Origin of the sequence: Proteus sp. fly-1008, from assembly GCF_040140305.1 — a bacterium.
Taxonomy (GTDB): Bacteria; Pseudomonadota; Gammaproteobacteria; order Enterobacterales; family Enterobacteriaceae; genus Proteus; species Proteus vulgaris_B.
Genome location: NZ_JBEEWH010000004.1, coordinates 254,265 through 269,461, shown reverse-complemented (window position 1 = coordinate 269,461; position 15,197 = coordinate 254,265). Strand labels below are relative to the sequence as shown.

12 protein-coding genes are annotated in these 15,197 nt (G+C 37.8%); 1 reads left to right on the top strand and 11 read right to left on the bottom strand.

The window, feature by feature from the left end; translation table 11 throughout:
* Positions 1-55: 55 nt before the first annotated feature.
* The 8 genes from ABN256_RS09695 to cmoM all read right to left on the bottom strand — a co-directional run bounded on the left by ABN256_RS09695 (position 56) and on the right by cmoM (position 11,914).
* Entirely contained in the window at positions 56-706 is a 651-nt protein-coding gene (locus ABN256_RS09695) for an MBL fold metallo-hydrolase (protein WP_072069661.1), read from the bottom strand.
* A 37-nt stretch (positions 707-743) separates the two neighbouring features.
* Positions 744-1,292, bottom strand: coding sequence for a peptidoglycan L,D-endopeptidase MepK (gene mepK, locus ABN256_RS09690; protein ID WP_072069662.1), 549 nt, complete (start codon positions 1,290-1,292; stop codon positions 744-746).
* 329 nt (positions 1,293-1,621) lie between these two features.
* Positions 1,622-3,349 carry a L,D-transpeptidase gene (gene ldtD / locus ABN256_RS09685; RefSeq protein ID WP_349439422.1) on the bottom strand — a complete coding sequence of 576 codons (1,728 nt, stop codon included), beginning with the start codon at positions 3,347-3,349 and terminating at the stop codon, positions 1,622-1,624.
* Positions 3,350-3,700: 351 nt separating this feature from the next.
* Positions 3,701-4,414: an acid phosphatase AphA gene (gene aphA, locus ABN256_RS09680; RefSeq protein ID WP_072069664.1), complete on the bottom strand. Its 714-nt coding sequence runs from the start codon at positions 4,412-4,414 to the stop codon at positions 3,701-3,703.
* A gap of 225 nt (positions 4,415-4,639) precedes the next feature.
* Complete coding sequence (mukB, locus tag ABN256_RS09675; RefSeq protein WP_340895829.1) at positions 4,640-9,100, bottom strand: chromosome partition protein MukB; 4,461 nt, start codon at positions 9,098-9,100, stop codon at positions 4,640-4,642.
* The gene (gene mukE / locus ABN256_RS09670; RefSeq protein WP_166539631.1) at positions 9,097-9,828 is read right to left on the bottom strand and encodes a chromosome partition protein MukE; all 732 of its coding nucleotides are present in this window, start codon (positions 9,826-9,828) and stop codon (positions 9,097-9,099) included. Before mukE ends, mukB begins: the two co-directional genes overlap by 4 nt.
* A complete protein-coding gene (gene mukF, locus ABN256_RS09665) occupies positions 9,809-11,131 on the bottom strand; it encodes a chromosome partition protein MukF (RefSeq protein WP_072069667.1) in 1,323 nt (440 codons plus the stop codon). Before mukF ends, mukE begins: the two co-directional genes overlap by 20 nt.
* A gap of 9 nt (positions 11,132-11,140) precedes the next feature.
* Positions 11,141-11,914, bottom strand: coding sequence for a tRNA uridine 5-oxyacetic acid(34) methyltransferase CmoM (cmoM, locus tag ABN256_RS09660; RefSeq protein ID WP_109408802.1), 774 nt, complete (start codon positions 11,912-11,914; stop codon positions 11,141-11,143).
* Positions 11,915-12,291: 377 nt separating this feature from the next.
* On the opposite strand from cmoM, the gene elyC reads away from it, so the two are divergent.
* Complete coding sequence (elyC, locus tag ABN256_RS09655) at positions 12,292-13,122, top strand: envelope biogenesis factor ElyC (protein ID WP_349439421.1); 831 nt, start codon at positions 12,292-12,294, stop codon at positions 13,120-13,122.
* An 81-nt stretch (positions 13,123-13,203) separates the two neighbouring features.
* Here elyC and kdsB read toward each other — a convergent pair whose 3' ends face one another.
* From kdsB to ABN256_RS09640, 3 genes are all read right to left on the bottom strand, one after another.
* Positions 13,204-13,965 (bottom strand): 3-deoxy-manno-octulosonate cytidylyltransferase, encoded by a 762-nt coding sequence (gene kdsB / locus ABN256_RS09650; RefSeq protein WP_196553336.1) that lies wholly within the window; start codon positions 13,963-13,965, stop codon positions 13,204-13,206.
* A gap of 4 nt (positions 13,966-13,969) precedes the next feature.
* Complete coding sequence (locus ABN256_RS09645) at positions 13,970-14,149, bottom strand: Trm112 family protein (RefSeq protein ID WP_004244593.1); 180 nt, start codon at positions 14,147-14,149, stop codon at positions 13,970-13,972.
* A 414-nt stretch (positions 14,150-14,563) separates the two neighbouring features.
* Positions 14,564-14,779, bottom strand: coding sequence for a cold-shock protein (locus ABN256_RS09640; protein ID WP_023581324.1), 216 nt, complete (start codon positions 14,777-14,779; stop codon positions 14,564-14,566).
* Positions 14,780-15,197 lie beyond the last annotated feature (418 nt).

Genomic DNA, 15,197 nt, shown 5'->3' with positions numbered 1-15,197 from the left:
AAAAGCGCTTTATAATAAAGCGCTTTCATATTTATTCACTTATATCAGCGCACTATTACCAAATTGGCATTTCATCTTGTAAAAACGGATTGTATTGGCGCTCATGGCCTAAGTTAGACATAGGGCCATGTCCCGGAATAAACAGATAATCATCACCTAAAGGTAAGACTTTATTTTTGATTGATGCAATAAGATCAGCATGGTTTCCGCGTGGAAAATCGGTACGACCAATACTTTCTTTAAATAACACATCACCCATTGAAATAAGTTTATTCTGGTGATTAACAAAAATAATATGTCCTGGTGTATGACCAGGGCAATGTAAAACAGATAACGAAATTGTTTTACCTATTGTCACGGTATCACCCTCATTTAACCAACTATCTGGTGTAAATGATTTTCCACAAGGAAAATTAAACATACGACACTGTTGTTCTAATTCTTCAAGTAAAAAACTATCATCTTTATGAGGCCCATAAACAGGAACATTGAAATGTTCAACAATTTGAGAGGTGCCTGCAATATGATCAAAGTGTCCGTGAGTTAATAATACTTTGGTTAATGTTAATTGGCGGGCTTCGATTTCCGCAATAAGCGTTTCGACATCTCCACCAGGATCAACAATTGCCGCTTCCTTCGTTTCATCACACCAAATAAGGGTGCAATTTTGCATATAGTTTGTCACAGGTACAATGTGATACATCATGAATCACTCCACTCTCTATTAACTAATTCTCAATAGATTACCATGAGCGAACTGGTCCTGTATCAATATGCACAAAATTACTTCTTGGATAATATCCAACACCACCCGCTTTCATTCTTAATGCAACTTGGCGCACTTTAGAAAGATCAGTACCAACCAAACGAAAGTCCATTGCTTGTCCACGCGTATGATAGCTCTTTTTTGCTACTCCACTACTACTATTACGTAGATTATTATTCGTCACTAAAGAGCGATAACCTGAAATAAGTTCAACTGGTTTATTGTTATTCAGCATCACTTGCAATAAGTAGATTTGATCAAACAGGGCGGGATCGATCGTTTTAATTTTATTTTGTCGGTAATCTCTAAATAGATGGTTTAGCTTAGCTAGCTCATGTTTATTATAACGTTTACCATCAAAAAACTCGGCTTTAATAGTTTCACCTGTATTTAAATTATTAAAGCGAAGGATTTTTGGACGAGGTGTAGCTAACGAAGCAAAAGCATGAGAAGGCAATAAACCTAACCCCACTGCCGCCATACCCAACCCCAGCCACTTACGGCGGTGTGAATCAATAATATCCATAGTATATGCACTCAAAAAATTATTTCAGGAGGAAGAACCTTTATTATGACAATATTTTTCCCGAATTGTTTCTTATGGTTTGTATAGTATTGTAAATAACACTTCGTTTTTATTTATAAGAATTTCAAATCTTATTAATTTAGTTATTTATACTAAAGACTCTTTTTATCATTCTATTTTTAATAGAAATTTTAAAAATATTTTGTATATTTATTATTCTTTTGATTTTCTTATTAAAAAAATACAACAAATAAAATATATTATTGATTTGTATATAAAAAAAGGGCAGTCTGTTTAACCACCCTTTATTCAATTTATGTTTTTTTATATTACAAGTATTTCTTAATATTCTCTAAATAAGGTTGTGCATTTGAAATGCTTTTGTCATAACCATAAATATCTACACGATATTGAGGCGCATTCTCCTGTGCTACCCATGCTGTTTGATAATATAAATAAACTGGGATACGTTCAGGAATTGGAGCATATTGTGTTGAACCACGTTTTAACGCCGCATCAATTCTATCTTGTTTCCATCCTGCATCACCCAATAAAATTGAAGCAAGCTCAGAGGCTTTATTTACACGAATACAACCGGAACTGATTGCTCTCATATTTTTTGAGAATAGTGAATGATTTGGAGTGTCATGTAAATAAATCGCTTCTGAATTTGGCATATTAAATTTATAGCGACCTAATGAATTGGTTGGACCCGGTGCCTGCCAAATACGATAAGGAAAGTTTGCTGCACTCATATTTTGCCAATCAATATCATAAGGATTAATTGGATAAGCATCATTTCCCCATCCAGAGTAAATGGTATATCCCTTACGACTAAAGTAGCTAGGATCTGCTTTACCTCTAGGCACAATATCTTTACGTGTCATGCTTGTTGGCACATTCCAAGGTGGATTAACCACTACGTTGTTCAACGCACTGCTCATAATCGGTGTTTTTCTATCTGGTCTGCCTACAATCACTTTTGAATCAAGAATAAGTTCATTATTGGCATAAAAATAAAGCGAGAAATCAGGGATATTCACCCAAATTCCAGTATCACCTATGGCCGGAGTTAAGCGAAGACGTTGAATATTTAGTGCCATAATACTGGCACGTTGTTCGGGAGTTATATTCAACCACACTCGCGTTTGTCGCCCGATAATGCCATCAGGCTCTAATCCGTGAGCTGTTTGAAACACTTTAACTGCGGAAATTAAAGGAGCATCATAAACAGTTGTGGCAATTTCTTGTTCATTTTCTGCTAATTCAGGGATCAATTTTAAATGGCGTAAAATTTGTCTAAGTGCTAAGACTTCTTCAGAGGATTGATTTGGCTTTAATGATCCTGTTCCTTTCATTTCAGGCCAAACAACTGCACTATGTAATTGTTTGTGCACTTCTTCTTTCATTAAACTGTAATAAGGATGAGAAGGTGCATAAGAAATAACGAAACTGCCTAAAGTGCCATTTTGAATATTTTGTTGCAGGTCAACCACAAATTTATCTGATGGTGATGGCAAAGTTTGTGAGCCATTACGATACAGCAAAGACGCACCTGATTTATTCACTTGCTCAACAAAACTGATATAACCTAAAAATGCGTCTGATAAAATAATATCACGCCCTTCTTTTGTTAACTCCGGTGTTTCTAATTGTACTAACCATTGTCCAAATTGAGGCTGAATACCTGAAATAGCCACTTCTGCAATTTGTTCCTGTAATTGCTGTGCAATTTTTTCATCTTGCCAAATCAGTGCGAGGTTATTTGCTTGGTAGACTTTTACCAGTTGAGTTAAATATGACGGTTTATATCCTATTGGGAGCCAAGACTGTAACTTTGCTTTTGCCTCTAGCTCGGTCACTTGTGGGATATTCATTGCTACATTGGTGGATGTTAGCATCGTTTCATTAATGACAGGCATTAATGTCATAGTTTCTGTTTCGGGTGTAGATAATACAACTGATTTAGTTTCAGTCGCCATAGCATAATGCCCAGAAAGCAGTGTACCTACAACAACTGAATATGCGATTGCTCTTTTAATTGGTTGGTGCGCCATAAATCCTCTACCCTCATCCCTTATTATTATTTTGGTATCCTAGAATATTAGATGAGCTTGGAAAAGAGTTTTATAGGAATAAACTAATATTTTTAAAGTTTTATAAACCTTTGACGGGAATTTGATTTTATTTAATCAAAAAATGACTACTTAGCCGATTTTATATTCAAAAATATAATTTAATAAAAATGTACAATAAATAAACAACGAATGCATAAATTTAAAATAACTTTTCAATTAAGATTAAAAATAGCGACGAAATAAAAGAAATGATTGAATAGAAAGGGATCAAAAATAGAAAAAGGCGTAGTTTCCTACGCCTTACAAATAAAGGTAAACAAAGGGTAAAGATTAGTATTCTGAATTGATAACGACTTCTTCACCAAACTGACCTGCTTTTGGCAGTGGTTGGTAAGAAGAGTTAGCCGCACGCAGAATACGAATACCACGGATATTCAGTTCATCTGCAGCTGCGATATCTGCATCCGCATCACCGTAGTAAATTTTCAGTTTATGATCACGCATCCAGCTTACTTTATTATTTGCACCAGGTTGGTCACCCGCGAAAATAACAGGCTGCATTTTATCAGCAGGGATATTTAAACCCTCTTGAACATATTTGGTCACAGTCTCAGTTTTAGTTTGAGTACGACCAGTAATGAAATAAACAGTATCACCACGTTTTAAGTGCATTTGAACAAGATCGATACCGACTTGTTTAGGCATGCTGAATTTATCCCACTCGTTATTCATTTTTTCCCAGAACTCTGGGTTTTTCAGATAACTGAAATCATTTGGAGAATATTCTAGTTTACCGCGGTAAAAACCTGGACTGGAGAATAAAACAGTATCATCAATATCAAAACCAACAGCCATCGGTGCTTGACCAGCTAAGCTTTTCTCGATTTCTGCAACAGAAACCCAATTAATTGGTTGTTGTTGTGCTAATTGAGCAACAGTAACACCTGGGCTTACAACTTCTGGCATATGAACTTTTGCCATTGCCGCGCCATTTAAACTTAACGCTAAAGCAATTGCACTAAAAGCTAACGTGACTTTACGCATTTTCTTTCCTTTAATTTTTATATTAATCACATACGGGAACAATCATAGACATCACGCTTACATTTAAATGAGATATAGCGCACGTTATATCATTTAAATTTTCATTTTTTTGTTAATTTACTTTCATTTTTTGATCTGTCTAACACTTTGAAAAAAAGAAGGCGCTATGAACATATGCCCGTAACGCCTTCTATTTGCCTATTTTTAGCTGATAACCAAATAAAATTATTCTGTTATTTCAGCAACATTTGATGATGCGATTTTATCTTTTTCTGCGTGTTGACCAAAACCTTTTAAACCCACAACGTGAACATGTTCTGTACCATTGAACACTTTACGGACGAGTTTATAAGTCGTACCTTTTTCTGGACTGATATTTTCTGGTGCCGCAATGATTAACTGCATATCTAAACGATCACAAAGCTCGAATAGCGTTGCAATAGATTTAGCATCCAAACGTGCAGCTTCATCGAGGAAAAGCAAACGACAAGGGGAAATATCTTTTCCTCTTAAGCGCCGAGATTCTTCTTCCCAACTTTGTACAACCATCACCAAAATTGACATACCAGTACCAATCGCTTCACCCGTTGATAACGCGCCACTTTCCGCTTTTAACCACCCTTCTGGCCCACGATTAACCTCGACATCCATTTCTAGATAATTACGATAATCTAACAGCTCTTCTCCCACCGTTTGTGGCATACGTTGCCCAATATCTACTTGTGGATTTAAACGTTGATAGAGCTTCGCCATCGCTTCAGAGAAGGTAAGGTTTTGGTTTTTAAATAAGTCTTGGTATTGATTATCTTCTTCTGATAACACATCAAGAAGCACTTGATGGCTTTCACGAATATTGACGTTAAGTCGAACACCTCGCACTTGGCCAAATGAAACCGCTTGTAAACCTTGGTTTAGCATACGGATACGGTTTTGCTCTCGTTGGATGGTTTTGCGAATAATATTCGCTACACTTCGTGAGCTAATCGCTAATTTCTGTTCACGGCTTGTCAGTTCTTCCGTTAAGCGAGCCAGCTCAATTTCCATCTGTTCAATTGCATCAACTGGATCGTCAGTTTTAATGATATCTTGGCGAATACGCTCTCTTAAATGCTGATATACCGCAATAAAGAACTGAACTTTACGATCAGGATATTTAGCATCTTCAGAACGACGTAATGCATCACGTAAGTATTCATTATCAGCAACAGCTTGACGTAATGCACCTAGTGCCTTATCTGACATTGAACGCAATTCATCAGCAGAAAGGTAAGCGAAGTCTCGGCGATGTAAACGACGTTCCATGCCATTTTCTTTCACCAATCGCATCACTGCACACCAACCCGCTTTTGCACTCACAACATGCTCACGAATTTGAGTGTAATCACGCTCAAGTTTACGAATTTTTTTGGTTAAATTATCGCGTTCGGCTTCACTAAGTGCGATATCGCGCTCAAGTTGGCTAATACGAGTACGGTTAGCACTAACGGCAGAATAACGTTGATCACGCAGTTCTTTTGCTCTTACTTCTGCGCCAACATCAATATGTATCCCCGTATCACGCATCTCTTGCTCAAGCTCTCTAAGCAATTCAGATTTAGTATCAAAAGAACTTTTTAATGATGCGAGCACTTGATTAAATTGAGCACATTGCGCTTGTTGTTGGCGATAAAGCTCTCTTGCTGTAGATCGTTCTGTTTCTGCCATCTCTAAACGACGACGTAACTTCTCATTAAGATCGCTATTTTCGCTCACAATCTCAACTGCATCGCTATAACTAAAATGCGCACGACGTTGTACGACTTCCACCAACAAGAAAGCTTGTTGTTGATAACGCTGTTGTTCTTCCTTTGCTTGTTCATAGTCTTGCGCTAATTGCTCATGCTCTTGTGGATCACTTTGCAAAATTGACGCAATAGGTTCTAGCGTTGCTAGTGCTTTTTCATGACGCTGTAAGTGGCGCATAGACTCTTCAGCGACATATAGCTCTTCACGTAGCTCTTCAACACGGTCAATCAATGTTTCATCCATCAAGATATTCACTTGAGGGATCAGTTTATTAAGCAGATTCAGTGATTCTTTGGCACGAGCATAATGTTGGCGTTGCTGCTGAGTACTTTCTTCATATTGTGCTAATGCTCTTTCTAGCTCATTACGTCTTTGATTAAGCTGGCGGATATCCTCTTCAGGATCGGCTTCAAAAGCGACGGAAATATGTTGCCCAACAAATTGACTAAAGGCATGGTGTGCTCGTTGAATTTTTTGCACATCGAAAGCTTGCGTTGCATAAAGTTCAGAAAGCTCATCGCGTTGACGAGATAATATTTCTAATTGATTTTCACGCGCAGCACGACCAAAAAGTGGGATCTCAGGATAGCGAGAATAACGCCATTGTCTATCAGAGCTCTTGATAAGAACCGCTTTATCCATCTCTTGTGCATTAAATACACTATCATCGAAAGATTGAGGATCGCCTTCGATAAAATAGAGATCTTCAGGACAATCTTCTAATGTTTCTAATTGCGCCTGAACAAGAGAGAGATCTTGTACTACGATGGCATGACGTGCAGGGCCATATAACGCTGAGAAATAAGGTGCATCATCTAATGTAATATCATCATAAATCTCTGATAATAAAACCCCATTAAAACGCTCTGCTAACGTAATTAACCGCCCATCTTCAGCACCACTTGGCTGACTTAAACGTTCAATTTGTGCTTCAATTTGTTGTTTGCGTGTTGCTGTTTCATCACGTAATACGGTGGCTTCGCGCTCTTTTTCAAGTAACTGTTGCATATATTCAGTTACTTGATGACCTGTTTCAAAAGATTGACGAGTTTGCTCACACAGTTGCGTTAATGCATCTTGTGCTGCAAGCCATGCTGGGGCTTGTTTTTTCAGCTTTTCAATTTGTTGCTTGAGTTGATCTAGCTCTTGGCGCATTTGCATGCGATGTTCACCAGACTCATTAACATAATCACTAAGCTCTTCAATTTTAGCTTCTAACTCATCTTGTAAAATTAAAAGATCATCTGGCTCCATTGATTTGCCATGATGTTTATTAAATTCTTCAAGTTGACGCTGAGCATTGTTTCGCTGATGTAAACGTTGCTCTAATTCTGCTAATTGCATACGAATAGGATGAACCCTATCCGCTTGGTGTCGATGCGAAGACCATTCACGTAATGCCGTTTTGGCGGCACTCCATGCATCTTTACGATCAACCTCACCAACAATAGCGTTAACCAATTTATAAGCTTGGTCAAACTGTGTTTTCGCTGCTTCAGAAACATTAAGTTTCTGTTCCATAGAAAGTAGTGAATGAGTAATGGTCTGAATTTTTGCTTGAATACGTTCAGCCCACTGATCAGCATTACTTTCATCTAAATCAGCAATATCACATTGTGCTTTAGCTCGCTCTAAAGCCTGCACAGCTTGGCGATATTGAATAGCGCGTGTTTGTTGTACATCTAATGCTTGCTGATAGTCTGCTAACTGATTTTTCAGTTCATCGACTTCTTCTTCTGCCGATTCTACTCGTGCTTCAAGTTCTTCTTTCTTAGACGCGGCTTCTTCAACGACTTCACTTTGTTCTTCTAAGCGGAAAGTTATTTCTTCCACATCGGCAACATAACGGTCAATTTTTTCTTGTTGACGAACTGCATTTTGTACTAAGTTTAATCGGTCACTTGCTGCTTGATAATCCGCTTCAAGATCAGAAGAAAGTGCTTGTTGTTCTTCCAGCTCTTTACCCATTTCAACAAAGCGATATGCCTCGTTATTGATGGATTTTCTCTGGCTCCATAATTCACGGCGAACTTCTAAAGCTTCATCAAGATGAACGCGTCGTTCATTTGCATGACGCATATAGTCTGCCGCAACGTAAGATGTTGCTTCTGTGATCAGGTGTTTAAATAAATCACGATCTGATTGTGTGACACGAATAGCTTCAAGCGTCATACGGTTTTCCCGCAACGCACCTTCCATGTCTTGGAATGCTTTCCTGACTCCGCTATTTTCAGGTAGTAAGTAATCACGTAAAGAACGAGTGATCGCACTTGAAATACCACCATATAATGAAGCTTCAATTAAACGATAAAATTTGGCACGATCACTGGCTGACCGCAAGCGCTTAGGGATCACCCCTAAATCAAACATCACTGCATGGAAGTCAGTAATTGAATTAAACTGTCTGAAAACAACCCCATCAATGGCTTCAACTTTTTCTTTTAGTTCATTGAGTGGTAAAACCCGTGCTTGGCGATCTGCAACAGCTTGAGTCAGAATTTCTGTTGGGTTTTCTGCCATTGGCAACCCTTGGATCATAAAGGGTTTGATATCAACTTTTTTATCGCGACCAGCAATCTGCTGTAAACGAACCCCTACCACAGCACGTAAATGACGTGAGTTGATCACATCTAATACAGCGTAACAAACTCCCGGGCGTAGCTTTCCATATAATCCTTTATCACGAGAGCCACTTGTTGATCCAGCTTCAGTAGTATTACGAAAATGCAGTAAAGTAAGATCAGGGATCATTGCTGTGATAAATGCAGCCATAGTGGTTGATTTACCTGCACCATTCCCGCCTGATAATGTCGTCACCAATTCATCTAAGTCAAAAGTGCGAGCAAAGAACCCATTCCAGTTGATCAGTGTTAATGAGCGAAATTTTCCACGTTCAATCATTTATTTTCTTCCTCCGCATCATCTTCACCTGATTGTAATTGCTCATCTTCATTTTCTTCATCATCGTTTGGTGTCTCTGATCCTGTATCAAGCGCCATCGCTTCACCATCACGGATCATTCGCATTTGAGCTTCAAGTGGAGAATCACCACTACGCACATCAGCACCAAAGCGGAACACTGATTCTGTTATTGAAAAACGCTGCAAGTCATTTAATAAGAATGAGATCATACCTAAACGACGTAAACGATTTAGAGAGGTTCTCATTTTTTCTTGTAGCTTTTGCAAATCAAGATCAGAACCGGTGGAACGCTGATTCACTAAACGTAATAATTTATTTTCATCTGCTAACGTTCTTAACTCATCGAATAGTTCTTGAACAGTAAATATACCCTGATTCGCTAATCGCTCTGGGCTAAGATAGAGATAACAAAGAATTTTCCCCACCAGCATATCCATTTCAGACAATACAGAACGGGGAATAAGCGTAGTTGAGCGAGGACGTAAATAGAAGAAGCCTTCTGGAGCTCGGATTAATTCAACATTATAACGCGCATAAAAATCTGACAATTCATCTTGAAAGTCCATCAAGAAAGCATGATTATCCAGAGAATCTATACCAATATGTCGACCTGCACGTAACTGGCTATCCAGTTCAGGAAAAAGTGAGTTCGCTAATGCCTGCGCTAGTTTTGCTGGCATAAATTGTTCAGTATGTATCGATGACATGCGCTTGTACCTTAGCTCCATATTCGTTAATTTCTGACCATTTTGCAGGTAATCCTGCGAGCTCAGCTTTTGCTACACCTAATCGTACCGCCTGATCAATAACAATACGGGCAACATCAAAATGTTTCTGTTGCGGGTAACGATCAAGATATTCAACTAATACTGAACTGAGATCTAATGCTCGTTGCTCTAATTTGTAAGAAGCAAGCTCTTGCTCTACCCATTGCGCTATTTGTTCATTCACTTCGCTGAACATTTGATATTCGAGTTCTTCAGGTAATTCACCTGTGACTTCTTCATCTCGTAAAGTCAGTTCTTCATCACGCATATCATACAACCTATCTGCATTAGCGTAAGTTAATGCCCATGGGCTGTCGAAATAGTTTTGTACTGATTGACGTAATCGACGAGAAAATATACGGTTTTTATCCATGTCAATCGCAGTACGAATAAATTTATGGACATGTCTATCATAGCCAATCCATAAATCAATAGATTGCTGACCCCAACTAATAATACGGTCTAGCTTACTTTGTAGCTCAAATACTAACGTATCTATTTGATCAACATGACCCGTATTCATGTTTGCTTCTTGAATACGCAATAGATTAGCTTGAAGTTTATCACCTGCGGCTTCAAGCGTATCTTGTAGCTCTCTTAATGTGCCAGAGGTTTCAGATAACAGTTGTTCACAGCTTGATATAGCGGCTTGCCAGTCTTGATTTAATAGCGCTGCAATATCTTCTTTTACTGTATTTTGCTGTTCATCCATTATTCGCTGTGACAAATCAATGCTATCGAAAATTTCTGCGACTGAATATTTCAGTGGCGCAAAAACATTACGATGCCAATGATATTCATCGCCACCATCTTCAGCAGAACTTGCAGCAGAATCGAGTTCTCCCGCTACAATAGATAACTGCATAGATAAACGTAACGATGAAAACTCACGTTGGCGAATATAATAATCACTAATTCCAATGCCTAACGGTGTTAAACGGTATATTGCATTGCCTTCTACCAATTCACTGGTAAAACGATTAAAAAGCCGTTGCTTAACCATATCATTAATGGCGTTATTGGCACGAACTTGTATTGATTCTGCGGGTTGCTCAAAGCCTTTACAGACCTCTCTAAAGGCATCAATTAACTCCCCTTCACTAATTTCGCCATCAAGGCGTTCACTGTTTAATACAGCGACTGCCATCAAAAAAGCTAATCTTTCAGGTGGCAGTGAGATTGAGAAATCATTTTTTCTCGCCCAAGACACTAACTCAGGAACGGTCTGGGTAAAATCACTCATAGTACATCCTTAATTTACACGCTTTTGTGCCATGACATGAATGTAACGCCCCAGACTGATATAGGGCTCTTGCCGACAATAACGTTGCTCTAATGCAAGCAACGATGGAAAATCTTTATTTTGCAACTGGCGACTTTGTAAATAATCATGAAAAACACGAACTCCCGTTTTTCCTAATATTGTCATTGAAAATTCTGTCAGCCATTGATAAACATCTTCAGGTTGCAATGGATTTTGAGGCGATAATGATTTTTTTCTTCTTCGAGGAATTTCAGGATTTGCCAGATGAAAATTCCCCAATATCGCATTTCTCATAACAATGCCATTCGCATTGTAAAACATCAGCGATAAGATACCATTAGGTAGTAGCATATCGGTAAGAACATTTACGGCGTCTTTCTGATCCGTGATCCACTCCAATACGGCATGAAACAGAATTAAGTCAACTCTTTCATCTATATGCTCTTTAATCTCTTGAGCAGCACAACAAATAAACGTCATGTTCTCAGCAACACCTTCATCAATCGCCGCTTCTTGTGCACGATTAAGCATCTCTTGTGATAAATCACATAAGATAATTTGGTGTCCTAATTTAGCCAATTGGCGAGAAAAATACCCTTCTCCACCTCCGGCATCTAAAATACGCAAAGTGCGATTAGGCAGAAGGGTTAATAATTGTTGTAAATCTTCCCAAATCACTGCTTGGCGAATTTTACCCTTTGTTGTGCCATAGATATTGCGGGAGAATTTATCTGCAATATCGTCAAAATTACGATCTGACATTAAAACGCCTCATGATAACAACTTGCTACTTGCGCTCTTTGCATTCTGATAAATTCAAAAAATATGAGACACTGTACATAAAATTAAGACGGCAATTTTACCAGTGTTCTATGATACTGACTGTTTTCTCTAAAGAAATAAGCCATGAATCAGATTATTCGCAAAGCGCAGTATAAATATAACGCTTATTAATGAAAAAATTAATGTTCGAACGCTTATCGTTTTATAAATAATTTAACGGTTCTTTATTTCTATTGATTAAAACTTAGTGAAACGTTGTTGTAGCGACTATTTTGACACAATGCCTCTGTGATCCCCTAGTTTTCACTAAGCTTTCTCTATCAATTGCATGTATTTCACTCAATTTAGGATGATTTATGCTGTTTTTGCTCAAAAAGTATGTTGCAGGTTTTCTAATGCCCTTGCCTTTACTCTTATTAATCGCCTTTTTTGCCTTAGCTCTACTTTGGTTTACTCGTTGGCAAAAAACAGGAAAAAGCCTACTTACTGTTGTCCTTATTTTATTGACGATGTTAGGCATACAGCCTGTTGCTGATACATTACTAATGCCAAGTGAAAAAGAGTATCAAGCTCGTTATGAATTACGAGAAAATTCACAACAAGATGTGAACTACATTGTTGTTTTGGGGGGTGGGTTTACTTATAACCCAGATTGGGCACCCAGTTCTAATCTTCTTAATAATAGTTTGTTTCGTGTTGCTGAAGGTGTAAGACTCTATTATCGCAATCCTAATTCGACACTGATTTTTACAGGTGGTGCAGGTGTTAATCAAATAAGTAGTGCAGAGGTGGCAGCTCAGGTGGCACAATCTTTAGGTGTACCTCCTGAAAGAACTATCGCATTATCAACACCGAAAGATACTGAAGAAGAAGCCTATGAAGTTGATAAATTAATTGGTAAGAAACCATTTTTACTTGTGACGTCCGCTAACCATTTAGCACGCGCCGAACGTTTCTTTTTAGCTAGAGGCATGAAACCTATCGTTGCACCAGCTAACCAATTGGCTATCACTTCGCCATTACATCCTTGGGAGAAATATTTCCCTTCAGCAACCTATTTTCAACATAGTGAACGTGCATGGTATGAGTTTTTAGGCTCAATGTGGCAATCAGTAAAACCAGCAGGACAACCCGTCACTATTCCTGAAAATGAAAGTCATCAATCAGATAAAGAAGAAAACCAATAATTAAAAAATATCATTACCGACTGATACAAAAACGGCACTTAATTGAAGTGCCGTTGAAATTTATTTGTGTCCGTTAAAAGATCAGAACTCTTGGTTAAGTGCTCGATATGCAGCTCTGGCTGCGACAAGATCATCTTGAGTATCAACACCCACGCCAGGAACTTCTAATGCTTTTGCAACATGGATTTTTTCGCCATACCACAACACTCGCAGTTGCTCTAACATTTCAATAGATTCTAATGGGCTCGGTTCCCAAGTAATATATCGACGTATAAAACCTGCACGATAAGCATAAATTCCAATATGGCGTAAGTAATGCTCACCAATTTCATCGTGTGATAAGTTAAAACGGTCTCTTTCCCAAGGAATGGTTGCACGAGAAAAATAAAGTGCGAAACCTTTTGCATCCATCACCACTTTCACAGCGTTAGGATTAAAAGCTTCTTTTGAATCAACAATAGGCACTGCTAATGTTGCCATTCCGGCACCACAACTTGCTAAATTTTCAGCAACTTGAGTAATAATTACGGGAGGAATAAGAGGCTCATCACCTTGTACGTTAACGATTATCTCGTCATCTGCAAATTGGTATTTTTCAATGACTTCAGCTAAACGTTCTGTACCCGAATGGTGATCTTCTCGAGTCATACACGCTTCCCCACCCGCCTTTTCCACAGCGGCAACAACATCTAAGTTGTCGGTTGCGACAATGACACGGTTTGCTCCAGAACGCATAGCCTGTTCCATAACACGAACAATCATAGGCTTACCGTGAATATCCGCGAGGGGTTTACCCGGTAAGCGGGTCGATGCATATCGACCAGGGATTATGACCGTGAACATGAAGTTACTTTTCCTCTTCTAGTGATAATTCTCTTGCTTCATTCTCCAGAAGAACGGGGATATTGTCACGAACAGGATAAGCTAAATGATCAATTTTGCAGATAAGCTCTGAATTTTCTTTATCAAAGATAAGTTTGCCGTGGCAAACTGGACAAGCAATAATTTCAAGTAAGCGGTGATCCATTTTGTCCCTCTCAAGGGTTAATCATTTTATATAGCAAAAGGATATCATAAGGAAGGATCTGCGTTAATACTCAAAGCCTCTCGTTTAGTGATAATTCGAAAATTATTTTAGTTATTAATAAATTTATTATTTTCTTTTTTACTATAGGCAACAAAAAAGCCACATTAATGTGGCTTTTTATCGTTGAGTCTGCAACATCATTAATAAAGAATTACATTCCGCTTTTATTGATAATAATTTAACCTTTTTATTATCTTTATTGCATTCTAATTAACGTTATAACTCTTTTATATTACTTATTCGGCTTGGTAGTAAGCTATTTGACCTTACCTGCCCCAAAATAGGTATAAACGATAATTCAATCTCAGTGTTAAACTATCGTTTCAACTACATCATCAACAAGGTAAACCTTATTTAAAATCCGATAACATCAGCGGCTTCTAGGCCAGCGGCTGTTCTGATAACAGAAAATTCAACGTCTTGACCTTCTGTTAATGCTTTGTTTTTTGTATTGGCAATCGCTTTTTTATTGACATAAACTTCTTGTTCAATATCTCTTGCAACAATAAGACCATAACCTTTGTTATTGTCAAACCATTTTACGCGACCCATTCTTAATTGTAATGTCATGGTAGATAAACTCCTTTTGTTCTTCGTATAGTTTTTATTTTTCTATACTAATGCATCCTACTTTTTATTATGTCTTCTTATATAAAACCCCAATTAAATTCTGAACACATTAATTTAAGTAGTGCATTTTATTATTTAATATAAATGTTCAAAACCGTGATAGCTAAGCTTAATGAATATTCTAAGGCTCAATATTTACAGTATCAACATGACAAAAAGATGACATGAGGAAGATATTTTATTGTGCACCTATAAATAAAATAATCATATATAAGGATTAATAATCACCATTCAAAATAGTTTCTACAATCCATTAGGTGCAAAGCCAATTGCATTCACAGCATAAAAATATTACGTCTACATTAAAGATCCACAAAATCTCCACACAAGGCTTTTGAGTAGATAAGGTATTGGCGAG